The sequence below is a fragment of the Neisseria chenwenguii genome (genome assembly GCF_002216145.1).
Classification (GTDB): Bacteria; Pseudomonadota; Gammaproteobacteria; order Burkholderiales; family Neisseriaceae; genus Neisseria; species Neisseria chenwenguii.
Genome location: NZ_CP022278.1, coordinates 211,094 through 224,139, shown reverse-complemented (window position 1 = coordinate 224,139; position 13,046 = coordinate 211,094). Strand labels below are relative to the sequence as shown.

12 protein-coding genes and 1 pseudogene are annotated in these 13,046 nt (G+C 53.9%); 9 read left to right on the top strand and 4 right to left on the bottom strand.

Going from position 1 to position 13,046, the window contains the following annotated elements; all coding sequences use genetic code 11:
* Positions 1-12: 12 nt before the first annotated feature.
* From BG910_RS01025 to BG910_RS01010, 4 genes and pseudogenes are all read left to right on the top strand, one after another.
* Positions 13-630 carry an HI_0552 family protein gene (locus BG910_RS01025; RefSeq protein ID WP_089035241.1) on the top strand — a complete coding sequence of 206 codons (618 nt, stop codon included), beginning with the start codon at positions 13-15 and terminating at the stop codon, positions 628-630.
* Between the two features lie 165 nt (positions 631-795).
* Entirely contained in the window at positions 796-1,929 is a 1,134-nt protein-coding gene (gene dapE, locus BG910_RS01020; RefSeq protein WP_089035240.1) for a succinyl-diaminopimelate desuccinylase, read from the top strand.
* A gap of 265 nt (positions 1,930-2,194) precedes the next feature.
* Positions 2,195-2,722, top strand: a pseudogene (locus BG910_RS01015) (methylated-DNA--[protein]-cysteine S-methyltransferase); the annotation flags it as partial.
* A gap of 85 nt (positions 2,723-2,807) precedes the next feature.
* The gene (locus tag BG910_RS01010) at positions 2,808-3,836 is read left to right on the top strand and encodes an ornithine carbamoyltransferase (RefSeq protein WP_089035238.1); all 1,029 of its coding nucleotides are present in this window, start codon (positions 2,808-2,810) and stop codon (positions 3,834-3,836) included.
* Positions 3,837-3,878: 42 nt separating this feature from the next.
* On the opposite strand, the gene BG910_RS01005 is transcribed toward BG910_RS01010, so the two are convergent.
* Both BG910_RS01005 and BG910_RS01000 read right to left on the bottom strand, forming a co-directional pair.
* Positions 3,879-4,709, bottom strand: a complete 831-nt coding sequence (locus tag BG910_RS01005; protein ID WP_089035237.1) for a basic amino acid ABC transporter substrate-binding protein — start codon at positions 4,707-4,709, stop codon at positions 3,879-3,881.
* 81 nt (positions 4,710-4,790) lie between these two features.
* Positions 4,791-5,042: an NGO1151 family protein gene (locus BG910_RS01000; protein WP_089035236.1), complete on the bottom strand. Its 252-nt coding sequence runs from the start codon at positions 5,040-5,042 to the stop codon at positions 4,791-4,793.
* A gap of 76 nt (positions 5,043-5,118) precedes the next feature.
* Between BG910_RS01000 and BG910_RS00995 the strand changes: the two genes are divergently transcribed.
* The 4 genes from BG910_RS00995 (at position 5,119) to BG910_RS00980 (ending at position 8,218) form a co-directional block, all read left to right on the top strand.
* On the top strand, positions 5,119-5,895 hold the full coding sequence (locus BG910_RS00995; protein WP_089035235.1) for a hypothetical protein: 777 nt from the start codon (positions 5,119-5,121) through the stop codon (positions 5,893-5,895).
* A 3-nt stretch (positions 5,896-5,898) separates the two neighbouring features.
* Positions 5,899-6,408 (top strand): DUF3465 domain-containing protein, encoded by a 510-nt coding sequence (locus BG910_RS00990; protein WP_089035234.1) that lies wholly within the window; start codon positions 5,899-5,901, stop codon positions 6,406-6,408.
* Between the two features lie 200 nt (positions 6,409-6,608).
* Positions 6,609-7,775, top strand: coding sequence for an O-succinylhomoserine sulfhydrylase (gene metZ / locus BG910_RS00985; protein WP_089035233.1), 1,167 nt, complete (start codon positions 6,609-6,611; stop codon positions 7,773-7,775).
* A 236-nt stretch (positions 7,776-8,011) separates the two neighbouring features.
* A complete protein-coding gene (locus BG910_RS00980) occupies positions 8,012-8,218 on the top strand; it encodes a DUF2788 domain-containing protein (protein ID WP_089035232.1) in 207 nt (68 codons plus the stop codon).
* Between the two features lie 323 nt (positions 8,219-8,541).
* On the opposite strand, the gene BG910_RS00975 is transcribed toward BG910_RS00980, so the two are convergent.
* Entirely contained in the window at positions 8,542-9,186 is a 645-nt protein-coding gene (locus BG910_RS00975; RefSeq protein ID WP_089035231.1) for a bifunctional 4-hydroxy-2-oxoglutarate aldolase/2-dehydro-3-deoxy-phosphogluconate aldolase, read from the bottom strand.
* Positions 9,187-9,280: 94 nt separating this feature from the next.
* Positions 9,281-11,116: a phosphogluconate dehydratase gene (gene edd, locus BG910_RS00970; RefSeq protein WP_089035230.1), complete on the bottom strand. Its 1,836-nt coding sequence runs from the start codon at positions 11,114-11,116 to the stop codon at positions 9,281-9,283.
* Positions 11,117-11,529: 413 nt separating this feature from the next.
* Here edd and zwf point away from each other — a divergent pair, with 413 nt between their 5' ends.
* Positions 11,530-12,975, top strand: coding sequence for a glucose-6-phosphate dehydrogenase (gene zwf, locus BG910_RS00965; protein WP_089035229.1), 1,446 nt, complete (start codon positions 11,530-11,532; stop codon positions 12,973-12,975).
* Positions 12,976-13,046: the final 71 nt, after the last annotated feature.

The window sequence follows — 13,046 nt, the reverse complement described above, 5'->3', positions numbered from 1 at the left end:
AAGGAACACAAAATGCTTACCCCCGCCAGCTGCGACTTATTCAATATTCCGTTTTTCCAGTTTGCCCAGCTCAAAAAATACCAACCCGAAGCCATTCCGCAGATTAAGGCCGATTACAAAGCGCATTGGCAGGTTTGGCAGGCGCTGGTGTCGGAAGTGGCGGCGGATTTGGGCGAACCGTTTGCCCCGCCGCACATCGAGCGCTGGTGCAACGGCTGGCAGGTCAGGGCGCATTTTTTTGCTTATTTCAAATACGCGCAGTATCGGGATTCCGCCGCGATTATTTCGTTGCTGCTCAACCGCCGCCGCCTCACCGTCAGCCTCGACTGGCATTGCTACAAAGCCGGTGTTTCGCCGATTGCGCTGCCCGAATACAACCAATGGCTCGACGGTTTGGACACTAAAAAATACGCGGACTTCGACGTTTGGCACGGCTCTGAAAGCGAATACGCCGATTACCAAACCCTTGCAGAACAGGGTTCAGACAGCCTCAAATTGCAGTCGCCCGACGATTTTTTCTGCATCGGCAAACACATAGAGCGCGACGATTTGGGCAGGCAGAACGAAGCCCTTTGGATTGCCGACACCGTGCGCGCGCTGATTCCGCTTTACGAGGCTTGTTACCGCTGAAGTCTGTCGGTATAGCCTGTTTCATTCGAATAACACGTTTTTTAACAGAAGGCTGTCTGAAAACTGAAGACCGTAGGTCGGGCTAAGGCCCGGCCTGCTGCATGACAATCCGGTTGCTGAGCATGGTCGAAATATTCAGACGGCCTCAAGAAAGACCCCGAAAAAATGACCGAAACCGCCTCACTCAACCTCGCCAAACAACTCATCGCCCAAGCCTCGGTAACGCCCGATGACCAAAACTGCCAGCAGATTCTGGCCGAACGCCTGCAAAAAATCGGTTTCACCGTCGAAACCCTAAACTTCGGTGAAACCAAAAACATTTGGGCGCGGCGCGGCACGCAGTCGCCCGTGTTCTGTTTTGCCGGACACACCGACGTCGTGCCGCCCGGGCCGTCTGAAAAATGGGATACGCCGCCGTTTGAGCCGACCGAGCGAAACGGCCGGCTGTACGGGCGCGGTGCGGCGGACATGAAAACCAGCATTGCCTGTTTCGTGACCGCCTGCGAGCGTTTTGTCGCCGAAAATCCGAATCACGCGGGCAGCATTGCTCTGCTGATTACTTCCGACGAAGAGGGCGATGCGCACGACGGCACGACCAAAGTGGTGGACGCATTAAAAGCGCGCGGCGAGTTGATTGATTACTGCATTGTCGGCGAACCGACTGCGACCAAAACCTTGGGCGACATGTTGAAAAACGGCCGCCGCGGCTCGCTGTCGGGCAACCTTACCGTCAAGGGCAAGCAGGGGCATATCGCCTATCCGCATCTGGCGGTCAACCCCGTGCACACGTTTGCTCCTGCGCTGCTCGCGTTGACGCAGGAAGTTTGGGACAACGGCAACGATTATTTTCCGCCCACCAGCTTCCAGATTTCCAATATCGGCGGCGGCACGGGCGCGACCAACGTGATTCCGGGCGAACTCAACGTCAAATTCAATTTCCGTTTTTCCACCGAATCCACCGAAGAAAGCCTGAAACAGCGCGTACACGGCATTCTCGACCGCTGCGGCGTACACTACGATTTGCAATGGTCTTGCTCCGGCCAGCCGTTTCTGACCCAAGCAGGCCGCCTGACCGATGTCGCGCGCGCGGCGATTCAAAAGGTTTGCGGCGTGGAAGCCGAACTTTCCACCAGCGGCGGCACTTCAGACGGCCGTTTCATCAAAGTCATCGCCGCCGAACTGATTGAACTGGGGCCAAGCAACGCGACGATTCATCAGATTAACGAAAACGTATTGCTCGACGATATTCCCAAGTTATCAGCCGTTTACGAAGGCATGATGGCTCAGTTGCTGAAATAGGAAGTTGAGGCCGTCTGAAAACCAATCGGGCGGAAAGCTTGTTTTTAAACCATCAGCACCCTGTTCCCCGTCCCGCCGGCGGGAAGGGGTTAGGGGAAGGGTGGCTTTGGGCGGTTAAAGCCATTGATCCATCACCGCCACAAGAAAAAAAGCAGCAATGATTGCGTCCTGCAACTTAAAACAAACCGCATATACCGTTGAAAACAGATAAAAAAGGCCGTCTGAAATGAATCCGACCGATTTGCGTTTCCCCCATAACGACGGCTTTCCCGCCGTTTTGAACGTAGCGCGGCTGGACACGCCTGTCGGCACAATGCTGGCAGTATTCGGCAGCGAAGGCTTGAGTTTGCTTGAATTTGCCGACCAGAAACATCTGCAAAGGGAAGTCAATCAGCTTCACGCCGCGCTTAAAGCCAATTTCAGTTGGCAGAAAAGCGCGTATCATGATGTTTTGCAAACCGAATTGGCCGAATATTTCGCAGGCCGTCTGAAAACTTTTTCTACGCCGCTGCACATGGTCGGCACTGATTTTCAGAAACAGGTTTGGCAGGTTTTATCGACCATTCCCTACGGCGCAACGCTGAGCTATAAAGAAGAGGCGCGGCAGTTGGGCAACCTTAAAGCCGTCCGAGCCGTTGCCGCCGCCAACGGGCAAAATAAAATTTCGATTCTGATTCCGTGCCACCGCGTCATTGGCAGCGACGGCAAACTGACCGGCTACGCCGGCGGCATCGCGCGCAAAAGGTTTCTGCTCGACTTGGAAAGCGGTATGGAGCAGGGAGTGCTGTTTTAACGTTTCAGACGGCCTTGCCTTTCATCAGGCCGTCTGAAAAAATATTTTGAAATCCATTTGAAAACATGATGACAGAGAGAACGAAATGAACCTCAAAAACCGCCATTTTCTCAAGCTCTTAGATTTTACCCAAGACGAAATCCTGCATTATCTGCAACTGGCCGCCGAACTCAAAGCCGCCAAAAAAGCAGGTAATGAAGTGCAGAAAATGAAAGGCAAAAACATCGCCCTGATTTTTGAAAAAACCTCTACCCGCACGCGTTGCGCGTTTGAAGTGGCCGCGCGCGATCAGGGCGCGGGCGTAACCTATCTCGAACCGACCGGCAGCCAAATCGGGCATAAGGAAAGCATCAAAGACACTGCGCGCGTGTTGGGGCGCATGTACGACGGCATCGAATACCGCGGCTTCGGGCAGGAAGTGGTCGAAGAACTGGCGAAATACGCAGGCGTGCCGGTGTTCAACGGCCTGACCAACGAGTTCCACCCCACCCAGATGCTGGCCGACGCTCTGACCATGCAGGAACACAGCGACAAACCGTTGAACCAAGTAGCCTATGCCTACGTCGGCGACGCGCGCTACAACATGGCCAATTCGCTGCTGATTTTGGGCGCAAAACTGGGCATGGACGTGCGCATCGGTGCGCCGAAAGCCTTGTGGCCGTCTGAAAACATCATCGCCCAAGCGCAGGCCGTGGCCGCCGAAACCGGCGCGAAAATCACGTTGACCGAAAGCGCGGAAGAAGCGGTAAAAGGCGTGGACTTTATCCATACCGACGTGTGGGTCAGCATGGGCGAGCCGAAAGAAGTATGGCAGGAGCGTATCGACTTGCTCAAGGCCTACCGCGTTACCCCCGAACTGATGGCGGCTTCGGGCAATCCCGACGTGAAATTCATGCACTGCCTGCCCGCGTTTCACAACCGCGAGACTACCGTCGGCGAATGGATTTACGAAACCTTCGGCTTAAACGGCGTGGAAGTGACGGAAGAGGTGTTTGAAAGCGGAGCCAGCATTGTGTTCGACCAGGCCGAAAACCGTATGCACACGATTAAAGCGGTGATGGTCGCGGCGCTGGGGAATAAGGCCGGGGCTTTGCAAAATCAAAAGGCCGTCTGAATATTTTCAGACGGCCTTTGCTTTTTAAACGCTTAAATCACATTACTTTTTTGCTTCGCTTGCGTTTTTGCCTTCAGCGGTTTTTTTGTCTTCTTCGGCAAAATATTTGGCGTGAATTTTGTCGTATTCGCCGCTTTCGCGTACTTTTCTCAGCGCATCGTTCAGCATTTTAACCGTGGCCTCATCGCCTTTGCGGGCGGCGATGCCGTAGTTTTCAATGGTGAAATCGGGCAGTGTCAGGAAGTCCATGCCTTTGGTCGGATTGTTTTTCACATAGTTGGCGATGACGGCGCTGTCGCTGACAACGGCATCCAAACCGCCGTTTTCCAGCTCTTTAATCACGAGCGGTACGGTTTCGAAGCGGGCGATTTTCGGGTTGTCGTTGCCCAAAAGTTTGGAAACGGAAAAGTCGCCGGTGTAGCCGGTAACGACGCCGACTTTATTCAGTTTTTTCAAATCTTCCGAAGAGGCGACTTTTTTGCCCTGCGGCACCAAAACCACTTGGGTGATTTCAAAATACGGATCGGTAAAATCTATAGACTGTTTGCGCTCGTCGGTAATGGTGACGCCCGACATGACCAAATCGGCATCGCCGTTTTTCAGCGCGGGAAACAGGCTTTCCCAGGGTTGGTGTTTGTATTCCACTTTGAAGTTGCCCGCTTTGGCCATGGCGTTCATCAAGTCGATGTCGAAGCCTTCGATTTTGCCGGCGGAATCGCGCGATTCAAACGGCGCAAATTCGGCGTTCATCGCCACGCGGTAGGTTTTGCCCGGTTCGGCGGGGGCCGAGGCGTCTTTACTTTGGCCGCCGCAGCCGGCGAGCGCCAGCGCCGAGCAGGCCAAGGCGGCGGTAATCCATTTTTTCATGTTCATAAACAATCCTTTGGAAGTGGAAAAATAAAACACGATTTTAGCATAAGTTAACAAAAAGCCAGCGCTTTTATTGCATCACGGTTAACGTTCTTTTTCGCGGAAAAACGCGTAGGTTACGTCGTGGAACAAATCCGTGTGCGGGCTGTCTTCGTAGCTCAATTCTGCCAGCGCGTCTTCAAAGGCGAATTGGATGGATTCGACCGCGTCGTTGGCAGTTTCCGGCGGCAGCGCGCGAATCAAGCCCTTGAGCGCGGTCGCGAGCACATGGTTCTGCATCCGCAAAACATCGTTGGATTCTTCCAAATATTCGAGGCGCTCTTCGATGCTGTTCATGATAGTTCCTTAGGAATCTGATAAAATGCCGATTATAGCAAACCGAGCGGTTTGCCTGTTTTTTATGGGTCAGAAAATGAGCAACGAACACACCGAATCTTCCGCACAAACCGAAGAAGAAAATTTCGACTGGGAAAGCCGGCTGGAAAAGCTGCGCCAGACCCGCCAAATCAACGCCCCCTACACACACGCCCCGCTGATCAAAGCCTCGCCCGAGCCGAGCGCTCGCGAGCGCGAACGCGAAGCCCGCAAGCTCGACGCGCGCGAGCGTGAAAAAGTGCTGCACGAATACCTGCTCAAATGGCAGGAAGAGCACAACGCCGAGCTGGCTCAGGAAGAAAACGTCGAAACCGACGATATGGTGCTGCTTCAGGAAAACTGGGTTAGCGCGCAAAATTCGCTGCAAATGAGCGCATCGGAAAAACAAATCGAGTCTACGCGCACCGTTTGGTTCAACCCCAAGCGCCAAACCGTCGAATTTCCCGAGCCGCAAAACAGCGAAATCACGTTTGACGAAACCGAGCAAACCCTTTCAGACGGCAGCGACGTGCCCGATATGCCCATCGCCGTTCCGATTAACGTTTTGAATCCGCAGGTTATCGGCCGTAAAGAAGTGTTCTGCCTTTCCGAGCAGGAATTGACCGAGCGCCTCATCAAACGCCTGCGCCCGCACCTGACCGACGCCGTCAACGGCATGATCCGCGTCGCCCTTCAAAAGCAGATGGCGTTGTTTACCTACCAGCTTCAGCAAAATCTCAACGAGCAGGCGCCGCAGTTGGTTGAAGAAGTGTTGGAACACAACCTCAAGCGCGTGATGGCCGACATCAAAAGCGAAATGAAATTCAAGCGTTAAGCCATGAAACAGACTCAAAAATGGATACTGATTGCCGTCGCCGCGCTGGCCGTGTTCGGCTATCAGAAGTTTCTCAGGCCGTCTGAAAACCGCACGCCCGCGCAGCAGACGCAGGCCGTTTCCCAACGACCGGGCGGAAATTCAGACGGCCAAACTGCGCAAAGCGGCGGTTCCGACGGTTTCGAGCAGATTTTGCAGGAAGCGTACGACAAGCAGCGCAGCAACATCCAAATCGAAGGCGAAGGCACGGTTGCCAAAACCCTGCCCGACGACAACAAAGGCTCGCGCCATCAGCGTTTCATCCTCAAACTTTCCGGCGGGCAATCTTTGCTCGTTGCCCACAACATCGACCTCGCCCCCAAAATCAAAGGCTTGAAAAAAGGCGACACAGTCGCGTTTAACGGCGAATACGAATGGTCGCAGCAAGGCGGCGTCATTCATTGGACGCACCACGACCCGCAAGGCCGTCACGCCGACGGCTGGCTGAAACACAACGGGCAGGTTTATCAGTAAAACATCAGGCCGTCTGAAAAATCCGATTACGCGGGTAATCGAATTTCAGACGGCCTTTTATTGCGGCGCAACTGCTCGACAAAATCCGGAGAAGCCTTGAAACCCTGTTCAAACAGGCGCAAAATGTTAACAATTTAATCAGCCGTCGGCGCATTCTGTTTTCAGACGGCCTCCGTATCAAGATTCAGATTGGAACAACGATGACCAAAAAACTCCACCCGCAAACCCTTGCCATCCGCGGCGGCAAAGAGCAGACCGAATACCGCGAACACAATCAGGCGCTGTTTCTGACCAGCAGTTTTATGTTTGACAGCGCGGAACAGGGCGCGGCATTGTTTGCCAAAGAAATCAAAGGCTTTACCTACACCCGTACCGCCAATCCGACGATTGCGGCATTTGAGCAGCGCATTTCGGCACTGGAAGGCGCAGAGCGTTCGGTGGCAACTTCGACGGGGATGTCGGCGATTTTGGCGTCGTTGCTCACTTTTTTGAAAGCAGGAGACCATATCGTTTCCAGCCGCAGCCTGTTCGGCACGACCGTGGGTTTTCTCAACGGTGTGGTGGCGAAATTCGGTATTGAAGTGACCTATGTTTCGCAAACCGATTTGGCCGAATGGCAGGCGGCGTTGAAGAAAAACACCAAGCTGTTTTTCTTGGAAACGCCGTCCAATCCGCTGGGAGAAGTGGCCGATTTGCGCGCGCTGGCGGATATGGCGCACAAAGCCGGCGCACTTTTGGTGGTGGACAACAGCTTTATGTCGCCCTACGGCCAGCAGCCGCTGGCGCTAGGCGCGGATATTTCGGTGCAGTCGGCGACGAAAGCGGTGGACGGTCACGGCCGCGTGATGGGCGGCGTGTTGTCGGGTTCGGACGAACTGATGACGCAGGTTGCGGTGTTCAGCAATGCCTGCGGGCTGGCGATGTCACCGTTTACCGCATGGACGCTGCTGAGCGGCGTGGAAACGCTGTCGGTGCGCATGGAAAAACAGTTTGCCGGCGCGCTGAAAGTGGCGAAATGGTTGCAGGCGCAGCCGCAGGTCAAAGCGGTTTACTATTCCGGCATGCCCGACCATCCGCAGGCGGATTTAGTGAAAACGCAGCAAAACGGCGGCGGCATCGTGGTCGGCTTTGAAGTCGCCGACCAAGCCGCGGCGTGGAAAGTCATCGACCATGTGGAACTGTTTTCCAAAACGGCCAATCTGGGCGACGTGCGCTCCACCATTACCCACCCGTGGACCACTACCCACGGCCGCATGAGCCCCGAAGACAAGCAGGCTTCGGGCATTCAGCCGGGCTTGCTGCGCCTTGCCGTCGGTTTGGAATATACCGATGATTTGATTGCCGATTTGCAGCAGGCGATGGCTTAAGTGGGCAGGCCGTCTGAAAAATGGAAACGGTTTTTCAGACGGCCTTTAAATTATAGTGAAATAAAATAAGAAAGATACAAGGCGGCAAGGTGCAGACAACACGGTTAGTACGGGACAGATGAACTTGGCGCTTCGGCGCCTTAGTGAATCGTCCTCTTTGAGCCCTGCCGCAGCCAACGAAGTGGATTTTTTATTTTAATTCATTAAAAATTCATACACATCAAAAGGATAATGCAATGAGTGAGGCTGAGTTTTCCGATTGGGCGCTGAAAATCTGCCTGACGGGTTTGATTTTGTTTTTGGGTTTTATCGTCTGGAAGCTGGGTAAAGAATCGAAAGCGGGCAAATTCGGGATGTTTATGCTGTTTTTCGTCTTGGGCTTCGGCGTGTTCGGCTTTATTTTTAAGAATGTTTTGATTGAGTTTTTTGTGTTGAACAAATGAAGATTGAGCCCGTCTGAAAAGCCGGGAAACCGGTTTTCAGACGGCTGTTTGTTTGCGGGCTTGGTTGCATTTTTGTGCGGGTTTCCCTGTAAACAATTTTTGTCCGCGTAGAGGTCGTTTTGATAAAGATTTGAAATATAAGGCCGTCTGAAAAGTTTGAACGTTGTTCGTCAAACTTTTCAGACGGCCTTTTGAGATGCCGAAACGACTTAAAAAAACTGTGTAGGCCGGGTTTCAGCCCGGCAAAGTAAGCGGGTACGCCAAGCTGAAGCCCGGCCTATAGTGGTTTGTTTTGCCGGCAATTTTAAGATGAAATCAAATAGTTACTTAGCCGGCTGAAGCGCGGCCGCTTCTTTGGCCAGCTTGGTAATGGTGTTCCAATCGCGATTTTTTACGGCGTCTTTCGGGGTCAGCCATGTGCCGCCGACACACAATACATTAGGCAGGGCGAGGTATTCGGGGGCGGATTGGGGGGTGATGCCGCCGGTCGGGCAGAAGCGCACGTCGGCAAACGGGCCGTAGAGGGCTTTGAGCATGGCTTTGCCGCCGACGACTTCGGCAGGGAACAGTTTCAGGGTGTCGATGCCGTGTTCCAAAGCCAGCATCAGTTCACCCGGGGTGGCGATGCCGGGAATCATGTGGATGCTGCCGGCCATGGTTTGCGCGGCCTGGGCGAGTTTGATGTTGAAACCCGGGCTGATGGCGAATTCGGCGCCGGCGTCGGCCACCTGTTTGAGCTGTTCGCCGTTGACGACGGTACCGGCGCCGACAATCGCGCCTTTGACTTCGCGTTTGATGCGGCGGATGGCTTCGAGGCCGTGTTCGGTGCGCAGGGTAATTTCGAGGGTGGGGATGCCGCCTTCGACGAGGGCGTGTGCCAAATCGACGGCAGTTTCGATGTCGTCAATCGCGATAACGGGAACAACACGGCCTGCTTGCAGGATTTCGCGCGGGGTCAGTTTGGACATATCAATACTCCTGAATAAAGCGGTAAAGTAAAAATGAGGCGGTAAAAAAATTCAGACGACCTGATGTCGATAATGGCCGTCTGAATGTTTGGCATCAGGCAAATTCGCCGCCGAAGCTCATGGCGCCGGTTTCTGCGCTGCTGGTCATGCTGCGGAAATTGGCAAACAGTTCGCGTCCGCAACCTTGCTGGTTGGCGCTCAGGTCGATTTTTTCGGCTTCGCGCGCGTTCCATTCGGCTTCGTTGACCAAGATGTTGAGTTCGCCGGTAATCGAATCGAAACGGATTAAATCGCCGGTGCGGATTTTGGCAATGTTGCCGCCCATCAGGGCTTCAGGGGTCATGTGGATGGCGGCGGGTACTTTGCCGGATGCGCCGGACATACGGCCGTCGGTCAGCAGCGCAACTTTAAAGCCGCGGTCTTGCAGAATACCCAAAGGCGGGGTCAGTTTGTGCAACTCGGGCATACCGTTGGCACGAGGGCCTTGATAGCGGACGACGCAGACGAAGTCTTTTTCCAGCTCACCGCGTTCGAATGCGGCCAATACTTCGCGCTGGTCGTTGAACACGATGGCAGGCGCTTCAATCACGCGGCAGCCTTCGCGCACGGCGGACACTTTAATCACGCCGCGGCCGATGTTGCCTTTCATCAGGCGCAAACCACCGTCGGGCGAGAACGGATTGTCGGCTTTGCGCAGAATGTCGTCGTTGCCGCTTTCTGCGGGCGCTTCGCGCCATTCGAGTTTGCCGTCAATAAGGAACGGCTCTTTGGTGTAGTGGTGCATACCGCGGCCGACCACGGTTTCGACGTCGTTATGCAACAGGCCGGCATTGAGCAGCTCGCGGATGACAAACGGCAAACCGCCCGCCGCAGTAAAGTGGTTGACGTCGGCTTTGCCGTTGGGGTAAACGCGGATGAGCAGCGGAATGATGGCTGAGATTTCATCGAAGTCATCCCAGTTGAGAATCACGCCGGCTGCGCGCGCCATGGCGACGAGGTGCATGGTGTGGTTGGTCGAGCCTCCGGTGGACATCAGGCCGATCAGGGCGTTGATGAAGGATTTTTCAGTCAGCATTTCGCCGAGCGGCACGGCGGTGCCGTTGCGGATGCCTTGCGCCAAATGGGCGGCGCCGTAGCGGGTTAGCGCTTCGCGCAGGTCGGTGTAGGGATGGACAAACGCGGCGGCAGGCAGGTGTACGCCCATCATTTCCATCATCATTTGGTTAGAGTTTGCCGTGCCGTAGAAAGTGCAGGTGCCGGGGCTGTGGTAAGAACCCATTTCGCTTTCCAACAGCGCATCGCGGCCGACTTTGCCTTCGGCAAACAGCTGGCGGGTGCGGGCTTTTTCTTTGTTGCCGATGCCACTGGACATCGGGCCGGCGGGCAGAAAAACGGCAGGAATATGGCCGAACGACAATGCACCGATCATCAAGCCCGGTACGATTTTGTCGCACACGCCCATATACAGGCCGCCGTCGAACATTTGGTGCGACATACCGACGGCGGTACTCATGGCGATTACGTCGCGGGAAAACAGCGAAAGCTCCATGCCGGCATAGCCTTGCGTGATGCCGTCGCACATGGCGGGTGTGCCGCCGGCGACTTGGGCGGTGGCGCCGTTTTTGTGCGCTTCGTCTTTAATCCAGTCGGGAAAATCTTTAAACGGCTGGTGGGCGGAAACCATGTCGTTGTAGGCGGTAATGATGCCTAAATTGGGTACGGTTTCCTGCAACATTTCGATTTTGATGGTTTTGGGCATGGAAGCGTAGCCGTGCGCCAAGTTGCTGCAACCGAGCTGGTTGCGCTCCAAGCGGCCGACCTGTTTGGCGCTGTGGATTTTGGCGAGGTATTTCTCGCGGGTTGGGCGGCTGCGCTCGATGATACGCTCGGTAATTTCGGCCAGTTTAGGATGGATAGACGGAAAATTCATGATGGCATTCCTTTCGGAAGGTAGCAGGTTTGTGGCGGCTTAAGGCCGTCTGAAAATTAGTTTACCAATATTATAGTCCCAATTTTGTAATTTAGTTACATGGAAAACAAAATAAAAACACATTATTTGATTTAAATCGTGGTTTGATGTTTTTTCAAAAAATGCGTCAGACAAAACCCACGGAAACTTTAAACTAAGTCAAATAATTTCCCCAAAAGCGCATAGACAAAAAGAGTAGCCGTGTGTAGGATTACTACCAATTTTCGTGTCGCAAGATTTTGTGCCGCAGCAGCCAAAATATTAATAAGAGAATCAAACCGTTCGGGTCTGCATGCTGCGGTTGAAAATATTGATAAACATTTTGATAACAAATGATTAATCCGGCGCAAGCCGCTTTTGATGGAAGATGAAATATGAGTACCCAGACTAATTTTGATTTGGTTTTGTTTGGCGCCACCGGCGACTTGGCAATGCGAAAACTGCTGCCCTGCCTCTATCAGGCGCACGTTGCCGGCCTGCTGCACCCGCAGGGCCGCATTTTGGGCGTGAGCCGCAGCCAGTTGGATGCCGAGGGCTTTTTGTCCAAGGTGGAAACCAATTCTAAAATCCACGTCAAACAAAATTTTTCAGACGACCAATGGGCATCTTTCATCAAGCGTCTCCATTATCTGACGGTGGACGTTACCAATGCTGCGGATTTTGATGCGCTGGCAGCAACCGTCAAAGCGCGTACTGAAACCGAAAACGTGATTGTCTATCTCTCGACCGCGCCGAAATTCTTCGCCCAAGCCTGTGAAAACCTTGCCAACGTTGGCCTGAATGCCGCTAACGTTCGCGTGGTTTTGGAAAAGCCGCTGGGTACGGATTTGGCGTCTTCGCAGCAAATCAATACCGACGTGGCGCGTTACTTTAAAGAAGAACAGATTTACCGCATCGACCATTATCTGGGTAAAGAGAGCCTGCAAAACCTGCTGGCGCTGCGTTTTGCCAATGTGATGTTCGAGCCGCTGTGGAACAACAAATACATCAAAAGCGTACAGCTGACCATTGCCGAACAGCTTGGTGTCGAAGAGCGCGGCGAGTTTTACGATATCACCGGCGCCCTGCGCGACATGATTCAAAACCACTTGATGCAGATGCTGTGTATGACCGCGATGGAAGCACCGGCGAGCTTGGATGCCGACGATGTGCGCGATGAAAAAGTCAAAGTCATCAAATCGCTGAAACCGCTGACCGTCGAATCCGTCAACGAAAACGTCGTCCGCGGCCAATATACCGCCGCCGCAGGCATGAACGGCTATCTGGAAGAATTGAACGTCCCCGCCGGCAGCTTTACCGAAACCTACGTCGCCATCAAGGCCGAAATCGAAAACGAGCGCTGGAAAGGCGTGCCTTTCTACCTGCGCACCGGCAAACGCATGGCGGGCAAAGTGGCCGAAATCGTGTTGAATTTCCGCGACTTAGGTGACCATATTTTTGAAAACAGCCAAGCCGCGCCCAACCGCCTTGTTATCGAATTACAGCCCAACGAATCCGTGCGCCTTTACACTCAGGTGAAAACCCCGGGCGCGGGTTTCAAAGTCGAAACCGCCGCATTGGGCATAGACTTGGGCAAAGCCGTTGCAGGCCGCCGCCAAGAGGCTTACGAGCGCCTGCTTCTGGATGTGATCAACGGCAAACTGGGCTTGTTCAACCGCCGCGACGAGCTCGAAGCCGCATGGGAATATGTGATGCCGATTTTGGAAAACTGGGCAGACAACACCCAAGCGCCGCACGGCTATGCTGCCCATTCCTGGGGGCCCGAAGCCGCCCGCGAACTCTTAGCACGCGACGGCAACAAGTGGCACGAAGAGCAGTAATCTGTTTTTCAGACGGCCTGTGTGGCAACACGACAGGCTGTCTGAAAAATATAGTGAAATAAAATAAAAAA

Bases quoted from the DNA above. Each gene is read 5' to 3' on its own strand.
- BG910_RS01025 (WP_089035241.1), top strand. From the start codon at position 13: ATGCTTACCCCCGCCAGCTGCGACTTATTCAATATTCCGTTTTTCCAG.
- BG910_RS00975 (WP_089035231.1), bottom strand. From the start codon at position 9,186: ATGTCCAAACTGACCCCGCGCGAAATCCTGCAAGCAGGCCGTGTTGTT.
- dapE (WP_089035240.1), top strand. From the start codon at position 796: ATGACCGAAACCGCCTCACTCAACCTCGCCAAACAACTCATCGCCCAA.
- BG910_RS01000 (WP_089035236.1), bottom strand. From the start codon at position 5,042: ATGAACAGCATCGAAGAGCGCCTCGAATATTTGGAAGAATCCAACGAT.
- BG910_RS01005 (WP_089035237.1), bottom strand. From the start codon at position 4,709: ATGAACATGAAAAAATGGATTACCGCCGCCTTGGCCTGCTCGGCGCTG.
- BG910_RS00980 (WP_089035232.1), top strand. From the start codon at position 8,012: ATGAGTGAGGCTGAGTTTTCCGATTGGGCGCTGAAAATCTGCCTGACG.
- edd (WP_089035230.1), bottom strand. From the start codon at position 11,116: ATGAATTTTCCGTCTATCCATCCTAAACTGGCCGAAATTACCGAGCGT.
- BG910_RS01010 (WP_089035238.1), top strand. From the start codon at position 2,808: ATGAACCTCAAAAACCGCCATTTTCTCAAGCTCTTAGATTTTACCCAA.
- zwf (WP_089035229.1), top strand. From the start codon at position 11,530: ATGAGTACCCAGACTAATTTTGATTTGGTTTTGTTTGGCGCCACCGGC.
- BG910_RS00990 (WP_089035234.1), top strand. From the start codon at position 5,899: ATGAAACAGACTCAAAAATGGATACTGATTGCCGTCGCCGCGCTGGCC.
- BG910_RS00995 (WP_089035235.1), top strand. From the start codon at position 5,119: ATGAGCAACGAACACACCGAATCTTCCGCACAAACCGAAGAAGAAAAT.
- metZ (WP_089035233.1), top strand. From the start codon at position 6,609: ATGACCAAAAAACTCCACCCGCAAACCCTTGCCATCCGCGGCGGCAAA.